14 protein-coding genes and 1 pseudogene are annotated in these 15,702 nt (G+C 47.3%); 4 read left to right on the top strand and 11 right to left on the bottom strand.

The genetic code is table 11. From position 1 onward, the window contains the following. Positions 1 to 31: 31 nt before the first annotated feature. Positions 32 to 1,390, bottom strand: coding sequence for a hypothetical protein (locus tag BCM14_RS13230; protein ID WP_106228524.1), 1,359 nt, complete (start codon positions 1,388 to 1,390; stop codon positions 32 to 34). A 366-nt stretch (positions 1,391 to 1,756) separates the two neighbouring features. Here BCM14_RS13230 and BCM14_RS13225 point away from each other — a divergent pair, with 366 nt between their 5' ends. Continuing rightward, positions 1,757 to 2,995, top strand: coding sequence for a hypothetical protein (locus BCM14_RS13225; protein WP_106228523.1), 1,239 nt, complete (start codon positions 1,757 to 1,759; stop codon positions 2,993 to 2,995). Positions 2,996 to 3,101: 106 nt separating this feature from the next. Continuing rightward, positions 3,102 to 3,434 (top strand): annotated as a pseudogene (locus BCM14_RS13220) (IS3 family transposase); the annotation flags it as partial. Between the two features lie 371 nt (positions 3,435 to 3,805). Here the strand turns inward: BCM14_RS13220 and BCM14_RS13215 are convergent. The 7 genes from BCM14_RS13215 to BCM14_RS15185 form a co-directional block, all read right to left on the bottom strand. Next, positions 3,806 to 5,827: a DUF2779 domain-containing protein gene (locus BCM14_RS13215; RefSeq protein ID WP_146129781.1), complete on the bottom strand. Its 2,022-nt coding sequence runs from the start codon at positions 5,825 to 5,827 to the stop codon at positions 3,806 to 3,808. 259 nt (positions 5,828 to 6,086) lie between these two features. Further along, entirely contained in the window at positions 6,087 to 6,245 is a 159-nt protein-coding gene (locus BCM14_RS15360; protein WP_259673629.1) for a hypothetical protein, read from the bottom strand. A gap of 97 nt (positions 6,246 to 6,342) precedes the next feature. Continuing rightward, a complete protein-coding gene (locus tag BCM14_RS13205) occupies positions 6,343 to 8,520 on the bottom strand; it encodes an AAA family ATPase (protein WP_106228520.1) in 2,178 nt (725 codons plus the stop codon). Between the two features lie 336 nt (positions 8,521 to 8,856). Beyond that, positions 8,857 to 9,057 (bottom strand): hypothetical protein, encoded by a 201-nt coding sequence (locus tag BCM14_RS13200; protein WP_146129780.1) that lies wholly within the window; start codon positions 9,055 to 9,057, stop codon positions 8,857 to 8,859. Positions 9,058 to 9,172: 115 nt separating this feature from the next. Further along, positions 9,173 to 10,591 carry a DUF2130 domain-containing protein gene (locus tag BCM14_RS13195; protein ID WP_106228518.1) on the bottom strand — a complete coding sequence of 473 codons (1,419 nt, stop codon included), beginning with the start codon at positions 10,589 to 10,591 and terminating at the stop codon, positions 9,173 to 9,175. 50 nt (positions 10,592 to 10,641) lie between these two features. After that, positions 10,642 to 11,613 (bottom strand): helix-turn-helix transcriptional regulator, encoded by a 972-nt coding sequence (locus BCM14_RS13190; protein WP_106228517.1) that lies wholly within the window; start codon positions 11,611 to 11,613, stop codon positions 10,642 to 10,644. A 122-nt stretch (positions 11,614 to 11,735) separates the two neighbouring features. Continuing rightward, positions 11,736 to 11,915 (bottom strand): hypothetical protein, encoded by a 180-nt coding sequence (locus BCM14_RS15185; protein ID WP_146129779.1) that lies wholly within the window; start codon positions 11,913 to 11,915, stop codon positions 11,736 to 11,738. 42 nt (positions 11,916 to 11,957) lie between these two features. On the opposite strand from BCM14_RS15185, the gene BCM14_RS13185 reads away from it, so the two are divergent. Beyond that, positions 11,958 to 13,589, top strand: a complete 1,632-nt coding sequence (locus BCM14_RS13185) for an NERD domain-containing protein (protein WP_106228516.1) — start codon at positions 11,958 to 11,960, stop codon at positions 13,587 to 13,589. A gap of 58 nt (positions 13,590 to 13,647) precedes the next feature. On the opposite strand, the gene BCM14_RS13180 is transcribed toward BCM14_RS13185, so the two are convergent. The 3 genes from BCM14_RS13180 to BCM14_RS15180 form a co-directional block, all read right to left on the bottom strand. Continuing rightward, entirely contained in the window at positions 13,648 to 14,136 is a 489-nt protein-coding gene (locus BCM14_RS13180) for a hypothetical protein (protein WP_146129778.1), read from the bottom strand. Between the two features lie 109 nt (positions 14,137 to 14,245). Continuing rightward, positions 14,246 to 14,686, bottom strand: a complete 441-nt coding sequence (locus BCM14_RS13175) for a hypothetical protein (RefSeq protein WP_106228514.1) — start codon at positions 14,684 to 14,686, stop codon at positions 14,246 to 14,248. Positions 14,687 to 14,852: 166 nt separating this feature from the next. Continuing rightward, entirely contained in the window at positions 14,853 to 15,233 is a 381-nt protein-coding gene (locus BCM14_RS15180) for a hypothetical protein (RefSeq protein ID WP_146129777.1), read from the bottom strand. Between the two features lie 77 nt (positions 15,234 to 15,310). On the opposite strand from BCM14_RS15180, the gene BCM14_RS13170 reads away from it, so the two are divergent. Beyond that, positions 15,311 to 15,610, top strand: coding sequence for a COG3415 family protein (locus BCM14_RS13170; protein ID WP_106228513.1), 300 nt, complete (start codon positions 15,311 to 15,313; stop codon positions 15,608 to 15,610). Positions 15,611 to 15,702: the final 92 nt, after the last annotated feature.

Raw genomic sequence — 15,702 nt, 5'->3', positions numbered from 1 at the left:
CTGCTGAGATGCCGATCGCTTAGCTTCGTACTCAAGGGCCTGCCGAGCGCTGAGACTTTGCGCGAGCTTTGGCGCTAAGTACAATTTGCTCAAGGCTCAGCCATTCATGCGCAATAGCTTCAGTGCTGGTTTGGCCCAGCACAAACACGCCGCCCTGTTCGTCAGTTCGCTTTTCAAAGCCGACAGCCTTGGTTAACTGAACCGAGCCAACTTGACGGAAGCGAGCCGAGAGGTCGATACGACGATCGCGCAGCACCGGCGTGGTATTTGCAACCCAGACACCCTGCTCACCCATCGCCAACAGTAAAAAATCATTGCAAAAAATCATCGCAAAGACGCTTGCGCCAGGTAGCTGCCTTAACAGTTCTTTTCGCTTCGCACGCGCTGCTTTGAGCTTTAGTACCTTTGGATCAGGCGGGATTTCTTTGCGACGCCTAACCCGCGAGACAAAAGGCAGAAACTCTACGTCAAAGTCAGTGTTCGCTTTCCAATCACCAAACTCATCGTCGTGATCATTACCCATCGGCGTAAAAAACTGCCAGTTCAAGGTGCGATTGCGATCGTGGCGCAACGTAGAACGAGACGGAATCCGTATAACTGAAGCGTCACCAGCCACCATGCTGCTGCCCTTAGCCGTTGCGAGATCTGCGGCGCTAACACTGGCCTTGCCACCGAGTCTGGTCGTACTCAAGTCCGCGGCAGCGACACTCTGTGCGATTTCATCTTTAAAGTACAGCTGCACATACGACGAAGCGCCCCGCTGCCCCGCACCCGCTGAAAAAAGCGCATACAACGCATTACTCTCGGCCCCGTGGCGAATCCCTTCAAAGGCCGACATTACCCTAATTGGATGCAGACCGACTGGTGTCGGAAGAGTACCTTTGTTCAATTGATAAAACACAAACCACTTCGGCCGGATGACATTGTCAACAGCTACCAGCGTCCGGTCTAGTACGTAGAGCAGGTCAATCGACTTACCGTTATTACGGACGAGTTCGGGCACCTCAAGTGCCGTCCAGGCGCGCGCGGGTTGCGCTGGCAAGGTGTAATCCAGCATCCAGATGTTTTCTTGAGAACGACTTCTGCCGCCTACGAGCAGTTGCCCGTCGTGCAGAATAAAGTCATACGCGATACAGTCGCGTGGCAAATTTGTGGGCGGAACGATGCGCTGCAGCCAAGGCTCGGCGTTCAGTAACTCGTAAACTGCCAAGCGTTTGTTGGCAGAATCCAAAAAAGCGAAGAACTTTTGATCTGTCGAAATCTTGTAGATCGCGTCTGAGTTGCCTGGCGCAAGTACACGCGTCTGAACCACACCTGCAGACGAGACGGTACAAAGATAAAGTTCACCGTTACTGGGAAGAAAAACAAAGTCCGGCAACAAAGGGCTCATAGTTGTCTCCATTTTTTCAAGCTAGATGGTGACAGACCGCCGCGACAGATTATGTCGCGACGAAGTACTACTCTGTGTATGGTTAGACAGTTGCCAGAGTCGATTCGTATCAACCCTGATGATAAACACACGCTTGAATTTCTAAATTGATCTTACACAAGCCCGTACTCAAGATCCTCACTTGAGTAAGTACCTGGATGGAAAAGCAGTTCAACAACCGGAGCCGTCGTTTCTAAATTAACATCGTCCGTTAAAACCAGACAGGTCAACCAGACAAAACATTTTGTTGTTACCATCGGCCTGATCAGTCAGGATGTGAAGACATTATTAGTTTTTTTATCTTTCTAAATATAATGAGGGTAGCGAATGGCCTGGTATAACCAAAATCTTACAGATGACTCGTATGCGCAATTTCAACTGCACCACGCAGAATCAACAGCTTCACCCGCCTCTGTGTTAGATTGTTACCAGCAGGAATGGGAGTGTCAAGGCGCTCGAGTGGAGCTAAAGCCCGATCAAGCTAGAGTGACGCAATTAGAGAGTAGGTTAGCTGCGGCGTGGATTTTTTACAAATTTATAAAAGATAGCTTATCTTCAGAAAGGATATGTGTGTCTGCAGACAAAAGCCATCTCAAGGGTTTTGGGAATGGAGGTAACCCACTGTACACGAGCTGCATATATTTACAGCTAAAGTACGGGGAACAATCCTTTGATATTTTGAATTTGAGCGTAGTCAGCAATGACGTAAACGTGGAGATTCGTCATCCTAAGGCTGAGCTCTTTTCAGAGACTCTATACATTGAGCGAGTGCAAGATCACAACCGTCCGCCGCTCGGTTGGATCAGTGGACTACCGATGCTCAGTATGAGAAGATTTCTCGGTGTCGACGAGGCACATTTAAATCAAGAATTAGTAATTTGCCCAAGTAGTATATTAGCGACAGAAATACTTCTTTATGTAAAGTCCATAATTCAATATCTTGATGCGGGCGAGAAACTTCGGACGTTTGGTGAATCGCAGGCAGAGACCGTGCTTTATCGAGACTTGGCCGCAATATATGCAAACTGCCAGGACGGCGCCCCCAGGCTACTTCATGGACAAAGACCTATCTCCAATAATGGAAGCTGGCTGGAGTTGGACCTTCAAATCTTGTTCGAGAACAACATTAAGATTGCCATTGAAATTCAAGGTCCGTTTCATTATCCAGCGAAGGATGAGGGTAATTGGGAATACATACAGTGCAAACACATAACCAAGATTAAATGGTGTGTGGAACATGGATTGATTTTTGTGTGGCTAGATTGGGAGGCTTTCAATAGATGCGTTGTGCATTCGGGTCAAAGGAAAAGGACTGACGCACAGAGGCAGCGGATAATTCGAGAATTGATGAATAACATTATTAAGGCTCACACAAACGGTCATCGATTCATTAACGTGCAGATGGATGGCACTAGGACTAACTTAACTTATGGTTTAAATGTGCCGACGACAGTTGGGAATTTGTCGCAAGAGAACGGACATAACACGATGCTTGAGCGCCACGTTTTAAAGCAGGCAGTTGAACAGTTAATACAAAGCCTTTGGCACAAGCGTGACCTGCCCTAAGACAAACGTATGCTGTGCCAGAACTCCTTGCCGAACTTGGCCTTGCTTGCAGCTCTTACTTTTATCACTGGGCCCGTCTGCGCGGCCCTGACAAGTGTGTAGACGTCCGTCTCGCCATCACGTGAACACGATGCTGGATGCGACCATCGAAATAGTAGCAAAGTATAGTGATCAACCGGTCGTCCATTCGGATCGCGGGGCTCACTATCGATGGCCAGGCTGGTTAACGCGGATGGGCGATGCCAAACTAATTCGATCGATGTCGCGTAAAGGGTGCTCACCAGATAACTCTGCTTGTGAAGGCTTCTTTGGGCGTCTGAAAAAATAGCTGTTTTACTCTCGTAGCTGACAGGCGACAACCATTGAGCAATTTATTCAGATCGTTGATTCGTATATTCATTGATACAACGAAAGGCGTATCAAGATATCCCTTGGATGATGCAGTCCTTTAGAATACCGACAAAGTCTTGGACTTACGGCATAAACCAGTCCAACTTTTCCGCTGCACCCCCGCATTTGCGGGCTATTGAGTGGTTGAAGGCGATATTGAAGTTTGCTACGTATCCGTTGAATACGTCGATCCAAAGGAAAGAGTCGTTCTTGTCGGCATAACCTCTGGGCGAACTCAGATGATCAACGCGATTAGATTAGGGAAGCTCGGCGTCAGCTTGAAAAGCGTATCAATATATCCCTTGGATCATGCAGTCCTTTAGAATGCCGACAAAGTCTCGGACTTACGGGATAAACCAGTCCAACTTTTCCACCGCACCCCCCAACAAGCAAGTAGTCTGATCGTAGTTACTAAGGGATTTAAGACATTTGCTGATGAACCGACGCGTTCCATCCCTGCACCACCATTACCATCGCAAGCGTATCTAACTCGCAATATCTGAGCAAGGCATTTTTGATTTTGTCGCGAGTCATTGCCGACAAACTCTCCATCTGCAACCGTTGGTAAGCAGTGGCAGCAGCCCCGCCTTCGGCGATGACAAGATCGTCAGGATCTTCTCCTTCGGCCACTTCTTCACCAAGTAGCTCACTACCCCATTGGCGTAACTGTTCATAAGGGTCCGTGACAGACCCTTGTGGTGTTGCTTTGCACCACGTAAAGTTTTTGTAATTCAGGCTCGGCATCCCATCAGAACGACCAGTGTCATCTCCATAAATTGGCCGGCCGTACAAAGCCTGTAATGATGGCGTTGAGTTCAACACGGCAGGCAAGACCATCTTAATAGAGGAGCGTCCATTCGTATCGACGTGATAATACGCATCCGTGGCCAACTTACAAAGGTCAAACATCGGGCGGTCGCCGGTTTTAAGTAGCGACTCTGCAAAAGCTTTTAGTGCTTCCCAGTCAGAAGGTCGATCTGAGTAATTCTCAAGTTGCTCGGCAATTCGCGTCAATATTGTGTTTTCATGATGGCTCCACATAAATACGGTGCCGTTGTCTTTGTCCAATTCTTCTTTTAATGCGCGGATGAACTCAAAATTTGGAAACAAACCAGGCTCTGCTAGTAAGAACTGCCCCGCGTGCTCAATGCGACCGTCTTCATGCATCATATGATGGGAAAACTGAAAAGCGATTTGTTCATAAGGCCTCATTCCTCTATGAAATGGTATCGCCACCGCACTCGTCTCAAAGTCGATGAAATGATAGGGATACTTCCAGTTCGACATTTCGGCCTTTATGTGAGCTTCAGCTATCCAAAAGCCGCCCTTATCCTCATTCTTGGGGATCCCATGAGCTTGCATCCACTGACGCTCGGTCCAACTCAATATCTCGCCGCCGTCTTTCATATTTAAATCATGCTCGGCTAAGGTTTGGATACGAACCCTGCCTTCGCTAATCATCCTATCCTTGCCGCGAAAGTTCCATAAATCCAGCACGGTCCCTTTAGCGAAATCCTCAGGAGTGAAGTTGAACTTTTCAGCCCAACATTCGTGCAAACCACTTCTTAGCACATCGACTGGTCGAGTCTTGAATTCACATTTTCCGCAGTGCCCACCTGGCGTAGGATCAATCTTTTCCCCGACTAGACAGGCTTGCGACCATTGTCTGATCGCGTCAATTACAGGCACCATTCCCAGAGGTGTGCTCACGCCCTCTTCCATCACCCGATTAACAAGACTATCCACATTGACCTTCGCTAATAGTCGACGGTCGAGAGCCACATTAGTGATCTCTGGATTCACAATCACTCTTGAGCGTTGGTCCATACGCACTAGTTTGAAGTATTGATTTAACCCGTCGATGTCGACCGCCACTGACTTATCCGGCATCATCAAGAAACTATCGAGTTGTGCTTGCGGAAAAGCCTGCTTAAACACATAAGATTGAAAGGCCACATCTTCAATGTAAGGACGCATGCCTTTTACTATGCCGCCCCTGGTTCCAACCAAGTCGGGTTTGTATGAATCGTACGACTTAGCTTTGACCTCAATCAATTCATAGTGATTGCCGTTCTTGACGAGGATATCCACACGAATAAACAGGTTTTCAAATGCTATCGCCGCTTCAAAAATCACGATTGATTCGACTTGTAAAAGTTCATTAGTTTTAGCTACGGCTTCAGCATTGCTAGTTTCTGACACCTCGACGCCGTGCGGATAGAAGCATTTAGCTAATTCGCCCACCTGGAAACCGCCCTCTGCAAGCATAGCCAAGAAACTGTCATCGTTTTTAAGACTTCGATATATCTTATTTTCGCTGGCGTAGAACAATTTGGTCGGGCATTCTGCTGCCAGTTTGAAGCGAGACTTAGTTAGAAAGCGAGGGTTCGCCATAAAGTCAATCCTTTTATCAATAGATTTAAAAACTAAACCCAACTGCAATAGACACTAGTCTGTATGTCGGATTATCACTTCTAGGCCACTAAACATTGCTTTTACGGTCTCCTCAGCTTCATAAGACGAGCTTGTGTGGACTGGCATGACGCCTTCACTCACTACCATGCAGCTGCCTTTTTCGTAGGCTGTGTAAGTCACTTTGTAAACTTTCATTTTGCTATCCTAAGTTGAATCGTTAATTGACGCAATTTCGTGATGAAGCAAGAAGGGATTGCAACAGTTACAGAATCCCTTCACGTTGACTTTATGCCGCGTGTGGATTTCGGCGGCCAGCCGTAACCACTGTTTGTTGGCCTACTTTTACTAGGCGCACATAGGGTGTGCAAAAGCGTCCTCGGGATGAACTGCTTTGACGGCCTTGACCAGCTTGCTCAAGTGGCAAAACATTGCTGTGCTTAGGCATAGTAAATCCTTTAAAAGTTTGAAGGAAAAACAGCTAACTGCGAGAAAAGTAATGATACGGATTGTTGCGACAATTTCTGTCGCCATCACTAACCATCCTAGGCTGTACCGGTCGCCAAAAAGCCGATTGGACGCCCTGAGCTCAGATTTTTTAGCTTCACCTCTTGACTCAATCGACTGAGCAAATCATCCACCGTGCGAAGGGGGCGCAGACGAGACTGCCTTAGGGCATTTTCAAAATCGCCTGGCGTTAACTTTTCTAGCTCGACCAAGCGAGACTCATCCCGGGATGACATTTCCAAGCCAATTGATTTGCACACCTCGCGACACAACGAGAGACGTTGAGCGTGCTTGAGAAATCCGAAATTGATCTTCATGTCAAAACGACGCAAGCTAGCGGCATCAAGTTGATCCAACAAATTCGTTGTTGCAAAGAAGATGCCCCCAAATGCTTCCATTTGGGTGAGCATCTCGTTGACAGCTGTTATTTCCCAACCACGCCTAGCGCCCTCGCGGGATCGCAGAAAACTATCGGCTTCGTCCAGTATCAACACAGCATCGTCCTTCTCGGCTTGGTAAAACATCTCAGCCATATTGCACTCGGTCTGACCAATATAAGGATCCAAGATATCTGAAGCACGTTTAATAAGTGCTGGCTTACCTAGTACGTCAGCAACGTACTTCGCAAAAGCCGACTTACCTGTCCCGGGAACCCCGTATAAACAAATGCGTCCCTCCCCGGTCTCGGTCAGACCCGCCAGAACATCGCCTAGATCGCAGTCTGCGTTGAGGGCGTCTAACTGATACTTGACTGCACCTGCTTTCGCTTTCGCAGGTGGCGCGTCAATTGACAAAACTTTCATCGCCGAATCAATGACGTCATCTAGCAAGGCTTCAACAGAGGTGTTGGCTCCTCCTTTGAACATCGCACCCGCAACCTTGGCGGCGCGTGACATACCAGCTGGGGATAGCGCATCATTAGCGGCCTTTTTTTCGCACCACTCAAGTGAAACATCGAGCCCTTTTGTACAATCCGCCAACATCGCGGTACGAACTTTCTTGGGAGGGATATCCATCAACAAGCAGTAATCGAACCGACGTAAATGAGCTGGATCCAGCGGACGCAAGCTATTAGTGATCCAGATCGTTGGGACTGGGTTCTCTTGCAACAGTTGATTGAGAAAACCCTTTTGACCAGAGCGATTGCCTCGGCGACTATTACCATCATCCTCTGTTCGTGGAGTGATGTCTTCAATCTCATCAAAAACGAGCATAGTGTTTTTGCGCTTGGCCAAGATCATTTGAGACAACCGATAACCAGCAAGGCGATCCTTACCAGCGATGTGGCTACCTCGCCAGCCCTCTACTGCAACCTCAAACAACTGAAACTTAAGTTCTTTAGCTAATGCACGACCTAGTTCGGTTTTACCTGTGCCCGGTGGACCGTAAACAAGAATATTGACGCCCTTTTGTTTTTCGGCCACTGCAACACTCAGAAAAGTACTGAGATTCTTAACCTTGGACCCAAGGTGGTCAAACTGCTCTAGTGTCAGTTTGGGCTTGGGCGCCACGACAAAGTTATAAGCAAACAGAAAATAGAGATTTTTTTGCTCCACCATTAATTGCCCATCTAAGCCCGTCAGCATTACGACCTTATTATTGAACTCAAAATTGCCGCTGTCGTCGATAAACATTAAACCTGACCGAACCAAGCTTGAATCCTCCGATAGCGCCTGAAGCACACGAGGCACAGAGATATCAAGTAGTACTGACAACACAGAATTCGCACGCGACGTTGACAAGAAGCCCAAGGCTTCGACGGCCTGCCCGAGAAAAGGATTTTGGCGCACCAAAACGCTCAGAAGCAAAATTTGCTTTTCATCTGACGTGAGCGAAACTTGATTACCTAACCAGTCAATATTGCGCATTAAGACGCTGTCCGGTGTACAAAGCGTCTTAGCAGCAGCTGCTGCGCTACCAGACTCGTCAGCAGTTTTTGGATTGACGACATCGCGGTGTAATTGTTTAAGCGCACCAAGCATGCGCTCAGGCTCGTAGTTCTCGATCATCTCTTGATTAAGACCCAGTGCGCGCATGAGGCCAGGCTCAGTGCAGAAACTGGATTGAACAATCCCCTCGTGGCCACCTAAGTCGATCAAAGCTCGTAATGCCCAACGCTTACACGCATCGGCAAACTCAGGCGAAAAATCCTCCATATCAGTAGCAGTTACGGTTGTTTGTAAAAAATACTTACTGTTACGTCGACGAGTAGCCATGATGTTGTCCTCAGGTGAGTTAACAAGCAAAAAAGAATGCAACAAGCCGTCAATCTTTAAAAAGATTGCAGCAATGCAACGCTAAGCGGAAGTTGATTAATGCCTAAAAAGACAGGATTTCTTTTGAAAAATGTTACGTTTCAAAAGACGATGCAGGCTTTGTGCCTGACGCGGATGCTTGATTTTGCTTGCCAAGGATTCATAAATTTACGCATAAAAATATGTAACATTTTTAACTTGACAAGTTATAATTTATTAGAATAATTGTACAAAAAACAGCTTTAATTGTCAAGCAAATAATGGTTCCTTACTTGATCAGTACGGAAGATTACCGCTTCAGCCCCAGCGTGATGCAATATAAAACGTCGATAAAATGAGCAGGGTCGACAATGTACCCATAGCTGCTAGTATCGCCCAGAGTAGCTCGGAATCATGTGCCCGATGGTGCTCAAGCCCCCCAACGCCAGACAAATTTATCTCTACCTTCGTCAACAAAAAGACGATAGGTGCGTCGTTGGGGATTTGGGGTTCGTTCATGTTGGGCGCCATCGATGAGGGAGATAACTCATTATGCGCCCAGTGGTGTATCACTAGATGAGACTGAGAAAAAAATGTTAAACGAACTTGCAAGCAGGCATGCTACCTAAATTAATCAATCGTCAACGGGGTCCTGGTTTTCATTTGCGGGAGGTAATTCGGCAAACCGCTGCGTCATGGTCGGATTACCTCGCGTGAGTCTCTTGATTGTTACCGCCTGCGATTTATCATTCGCGAGACGAAGGTGGTTACTCGTTGTTTGTAAAGCTTCTTTTGTTCTCTGCAAGTGATCGATAGACTTGTCGATCTCCGAAATCGCGGTCTCAAAGTGCTTCGATGCGAGGGAGTAATTTCTTGCAAATCCAGTCTTGAAATTGTTCAGCTCAGTTTCAAAGTTAGTTATGTCAATGCTTTGCAGCTTAATCTGGGCGAGCTCTGACTTGTACTTCAGTGAGTTCAACGCCGCATTACGAAGCAGAGTAATGATAGGGATAAAAAACTGAGGTCGCACCACATACATCTTGGGATAGCGATGAGACACATCCACGATCCCGCTGTTGTAGAGGTCATTTTCGGCCTCTAGCATAGAGACCAGGACTGCATACTCGCAACCCTTCTCATTTCGATCTTTATCGAGCTCTTTAAGAAAATCTTCGTTTTTACTTTTATTAGCAGTGTGATCACTCTCGTTCTTCATTTCGAACATGATCGAGACAATTTCAACCCCATCCTCATTAGAGTCCTTAAAGATATAGTCGCCTTTACTGCCGCTACGCGTGTCGTTGTCTTTCTCAAAATAGGCTCTCTGAAACGCTGTCGCGCGAATCTTGTTGAACTCGATTTCGCAATGCTGTTCTAGCGTTTCGCCTACCATTTTCGTTGATAAGCGCGCTTTCATGTCCTTGAGACGTTCGATTGCGTCATCTCGGTCCTTGATCTGAGTCTCGTATTGACTTTTTAACGCTTGTTCAACCAGTTGCTTTTCAAGCTCTGCCTGCTTGAGGTTGTTTCTCACCTCGTCGCGCTGTTTTTCGACCACACTAATAGCCTCAGTCAGGGCAAGCTTCTGCCTGATTTCGAGGGTTCCAAGCTGAGCCCTCAGGCTTTGGATCTCGGTATCCTTAGCTGCAGCAGTCTGCTGTAATTCGCTTACCCGTTTTGCCTCAGCAAGCTGGACCGCCGTAGCCGTCTCCAGTGCAGCCTGCTCAAGCTTATAGGTAAGTTCGTCACGTTGTTTTTCGACTGCGCTTAGGGCTTCTGCCAAGGCGAGCTTTTGTGCCGATTGGGCTGCATCAAGTTTAGCATTCAGGTCTTGAATCACGCTGTCTTTAGCTACCTCAGCTTTCTGCAACTCTATACCGGCTCGAGACATGGCAAGTTCAATGGCGCTCTGCTTACTCTTCTCTGCCAGCTCGAGTCTTTCGTGCAACTGATGGTTGAAATCATCGTCCCGCACTTGTTTCAAGATATCCGCGTAGCCAGCCTCATCGATCTTGAAAGCTTTAGCACAATGTGGGCATTTGATTTCATTCATGTTGACTAATTACTCCATCAAAAATTGATAACAATAAATTTCCGAACCGCTCAATAAAGCCGCATCATGCGTTTTAGGGTCTCTTTGACTTTCTTCTTTAGTGCAGCTGGTGCTAATACTTCAACATCGGGGCCTTGACGCAAAATGTCTTGAATGAGTTCCCAATCCTCACCGTAGGGGACTTCAAGTGTGTAACTGCCGTCGACGTCCACTTTACCGACTTGTTCTGGATGCCAGACCTCGCGGGCAACCCACTGAGCTCTAAAGGGCGTGAACTTCAATTTGGCTACGTGATGATCCTTACCTGAGAAAATGCCATAACTTGTTTCAAACACCTCACGCAGTTTGGCTTCGTCGACATTCTTGGCAGCTTTTTCAGTGATGTGCACACCTTTAAGGGCATCCAGAGAAAAGCTACGTAAATCTTCGCGCAGATGACAATAGGCATCGAGATACCAGTTGTCACGGTAGTACACCAACCGCTGTGGGGATATCTGCCTATCAGTATCCTGCCCGGTCTGACGTGCGTGGTGCTTGATATCCAGGCGTTTGCGTTGCACTAAGGCGTGAGTCACTGATTGAAAATAGTCACTAGATACTTGGCGTTGTGCCATAGGCAGAATTCGAATTCGATTCATTGCTTCTTTAGAGCCGCCAACGCCTTGATCTAACAATCCTTCTAGCCGTGCCCTGAAGGGCTCAATATGCGGCAACAGCAGCCCACCTGGTTCAAGCTTGGCGATCAGCTCAATCATAGTGAGTAAAGAATGGATCTCTTGCTGATTAAACCAAACGCCAGGCAATTCAAACGTTTTATCCGCTGACTGCTGCCGAGTCAGTGCATAACCGCGTAAGCCCGCATCCCACGCGAAGGGGATACCAAGTCGATCACGCATATAAGCTAAGTCGCGATTAAGCGTCGCTCGCGATACTTCAAGCGTGTCTTGCATTTGCTTCATTGTGACTGAGGGTTTAGCCATCAGCATGGCTTGAATCTTATAGAAGCGTTCTGTGCGATCCATTTATCCTCGCGTGCCAGATGGCATGAGTTTGTCTGAAGTGACTCGCCTGTGGGTCATTATTGTTAGTTACTGCCTCACCAGATGCTACTGACTATATGTTATTTTTGCAGCACTAGCGGTAACTATTTTAAAAAACCTTGAAGCAAACCATCGGTATTGTGCTCTGCCGTAACGGTCGCCGTCATCGCCAGACCGACTAAATGACAGCCGTATGGCATGGCAGGCGAGCGCTTTAAATTGACGACGATTGAGGGCCTTGTATCGAATCGCCTCACAGGTGACTCATAGGATGAGACACTCAAAACGGCTATCCTTAAATATCGCGACCACTTTACAGAAATCCCATGGCACACCTCGTCCCTGACCTCCCCAAACCAACCTACCGCAGCGGCAGAGATCGTGAGCTCGATGTGCTTTATCGGCTGCAATCATCCTTGCCTGACGGCTATGAGATCTTTCATAATGTTTCCTGGCACACCCTGCATAACGACCGAGACAAGCATGGTGAAATTGATATCGTGGTGCTGTCCCCCATCGGCAATGTCTTACTGGTAGAAATCAAAGCTGGCGATGTATCCATTGGCAATGGGCAAATGATTAAGGCCTACCATGACGGTTCAACCGATGTTGGGCGACAAACCAAGATTCAGTTTGCCGCAATGGTCGATCGGCTAAGCAAAGCAAAATTAAACACTCACGTAACAAATTGCCTCGTCCTTCCGGATTACGTCATGGGTAACCAACAAATCGTTGCCCTACCACCAGAACGCATTATTGATGCCACCCGGTTCGACCAACTCGGGGCACTCGCAAGAGAAATGATGGCGACCGAGCACTCTGGGGTTGACGTTGAAAGCCTGAGAAGATTTTTTAGTAACGAATTTAACGTCACGCTGGATATGCGCGTCTTGGGTGAACAAGTCCGAACTACAACACTTCGTTTAGCGGATGGTCTGGCCACGTGGATACCACGCATATCTGCTCCCTCAGGCTTAATACGAATACAAGCCACAGCCGGTTCCGGTAAAACACAACTAGCCTTAAAACTATTACAAGATGCGGCTGACAAATCCCAACTTAGCCTCTACGTTTGCTACAACCGCAGCCTGGCGGATCACATTGGTCACATCGCACCCACCAAAGCTAAAGTTGCAAGTTTTCATGAACTCTGCGTCGAGCATTATCGACAAACAGTGGGTGAGCCTGACTTCGCAGCCCCCGGCAATTACGATCGGCTAGCCGCGCAATATTGTGACTCTGTTGAGACCGATCCCAAGCTGCAAAAGCGCTATCAACTGATCGTGCTTGACGAGGGACAAGACTTTCAGCCGGCCTGGGTGGCCGCCCTATTGCCCCAATTGACCGATGACGGCAAGATATATTTACTTGAGGACGACGCGCAAAGGCTTTACGACAGAGAAGAGTTCGACCTCAGCGATGTCGTGAACGTCACTTGCTTAGATAATTTTCGGACACCCAAAGCAGTATGTAAGGTGATTAATGCGCTAGGCTTGACCGAACAGCCCATCGTATCGCGATCGTTTTATCGCGGCGAACTGCCTAATTTTTATACCTACACGACTGACAGTGACCTACTAATTAAAACCGAAGCAGCCGTCACACACTTATTGCAACGCGGCATTGCCCTCGCCGATATCGCCATTATTAGTTGGAAAGGCCTCACTAACTCGCAGTTCAACAAGACCGCTCAATTGGGTGCGTTTACGCTACGTCGACCAACAGGCAAGTATTCGGTTGCAGGCGATGCGATCTGGACAACTGGCGATCTGTTGGTCGACTCGGTCTACCGGTTTAAAGGTCAAAGTGCCTCGGGCATTGTCTTAACGGAGATCGATTTTGGAACACTCGACGACAAAGCACGACGCAAACTATTTGTCGGCTTGACCCGAGCACAACTGGCGGTTGAAGTTGTGCTGACCGAGCAGGCGGCTAGTTTTTTGACCACCATCCTCTGAGACCTAAACTCAAGCAATATCAGTAATTTACCTAACTAGTGCCTGCTCGATTACGGGACTACCCTGAACCTACCTCAATTTTTATCTTCCAACCTGTTGTCATAAACCGATCCACTCTGCCATCGCCCTTGATCGCATAACCCCACATGGAGTGAACTCCCTTGAGTTCAGACCGCTCTGATTCAAACTCCCACAGCGTTTCATTGGGTTGAATCGAATCCCTTAGCGCTAGCCAAAGGGCATTGGAATGACCGAACGGGACGTTCGGCACAGCCTCCATCGGATCATGAATGAAGTTGGTTCTTTCAACCTCCTCAATCGTCACTTCTCTGATTAATTCAGCCTCATTCAGGATGAACTCTTTTACCTCGACAAGCCTTCTTGGCTTTAACGGAGGTGGTTTTTTAAAAACCATGCTTTTGATTTTCAGGCCGATCGGTATCGGCCAAACCACCCAAACCAGAGCCAACGCAACAGCGGGAATGAAGAAATCCTCAAAGAAGTCACACAAAAAATGAGTCCACTCACGATTAGTCGAACGGCGCATGTAATCAAAAACCGTTGATTTGTGTCGATTTACAAATAAATGAGTGCCAATAAAGGCAGAGCAAACAACAAACCCAACTGTCAAATATATTTCGAGATAAAGGACCCAGTTAAGCAATGTTGTCACCCTCGCCCAACGAGACATTATTGATGCGCAATTGCGTGTCTACGACCACACCATTTTCAACGGCGATGAATAGATCCCGCTCGTAAGTGCTCAGGTAGCCCATATGCACATATTGTGTCATCGCTCCCTGAGGGATACTCAATACGCCTGAATACCAGTGCGCAAATACCCTTTCTGGAAAGCCGGGGAAAAGACTATCTAAGGTGACGGCAGTACCATCTGTATAGGTGGCGTGAATCCCGACTAAGTAGAGACGATCTAAAAGGATTTCCCATTTACCGACGTAACGTCGCCAACAGGCCGTCGACTTGCGCTTGAAATCAGGCGTCGTATCCATCAGATACAAATATTCCGACAAAGGTTGCGTTCGCAGCGACATCTGCTCACCTTTGTAATGCAGTACCTCGGTAAATTGTGCGGTCATTTTGTTCTCAAGTGCTTATGTCAAATGGCAAGTAGAATTAGTAAAACTCTAATAGGCCCCTGTCTCAAGACACGAGCCTTGAAAAAATAAATCGCCATGACACACTAATGCTTGCAAAAATCGAAATAGAGTTTTAGTAAATTACGAAATTCACCGAGAACGCAACTTAGTGACGGAAGTTAGAAATAATACGTTTTGCCTCGTCGATTTCTTTTTGCACGGAAGCCTCTAATCGGCTGCCTGACGCTGATAAGGAACTAATCAGTTTTCGAACAATACCTATGATTTCCAACTGGTGTTCCGGGTATTTTTTATGAAAATCGACTGATTTGAGGCACTTCAAATAAAGACTTAGTTGAGATATCCAATGGGATTTCAAGTCGACGCGATGAGTTGCAGTTGTTGATCTTTGTAAGGAATTGTGCCTTTTTTGACCATACTCATCAGCCCATCTTTTTTGATCTGCCCAAGATCCGGTAGCGGGTAACGCATCTGAATCATATTGGCGTGGAAGGCGTTTACGACGATCTTTTTCCCAATCAAGCATTTTGCAACTCCCTGTGAGGTTACCTGGAGTAAAGTCTATCGAGAGTTCATCCCTTAATTGCATAAGTTTTGTACAAAATGAAACTTGTTTTGAGCCCAACGGAAGCGGAAATAGTAAAAATTTGGGCTAATAGTGGCTCAACACGTATCGCTAAACGAGCATGGCTTGTCCTGCAATTTGTCGCAGGCATTCACCCAAATTTGATCGCCCAAGCCGTCGGTATGCCTGAGCAAAGAGTTCTCGATAATATTGCAGAGTTTGAACAGGATCGGATCCTAGGACTGCTGGACAGGCCGCGTATCGGTCGCCCTAGCAAGGTGTCCGCACAAACTAGATCGGCAATCTTCAGGCTCGCTGAAATCTATGAACAGATATGACCTGCCCTGGGATTTTCAGACCACGCGAAATTAGAGACAATGGCTCCTTGACAGCAAGGAGCAGTGATGAAGAAAGCACGATTTACGGACGA

This window comes from Jezberella montanilacus (genome assembly GCF_003003055.1).
GTDB classification, from domain to species: domain Bacteria; phylum Pseudomonadota; class Gammaproteobacteria; order Burkholderiales; family Burkholderiaceae_B; genus Zwartia; species Zwartia montanilacus.
This window is presented reverse-complemented; position numbering and strand designations above follow the sequence as displayed.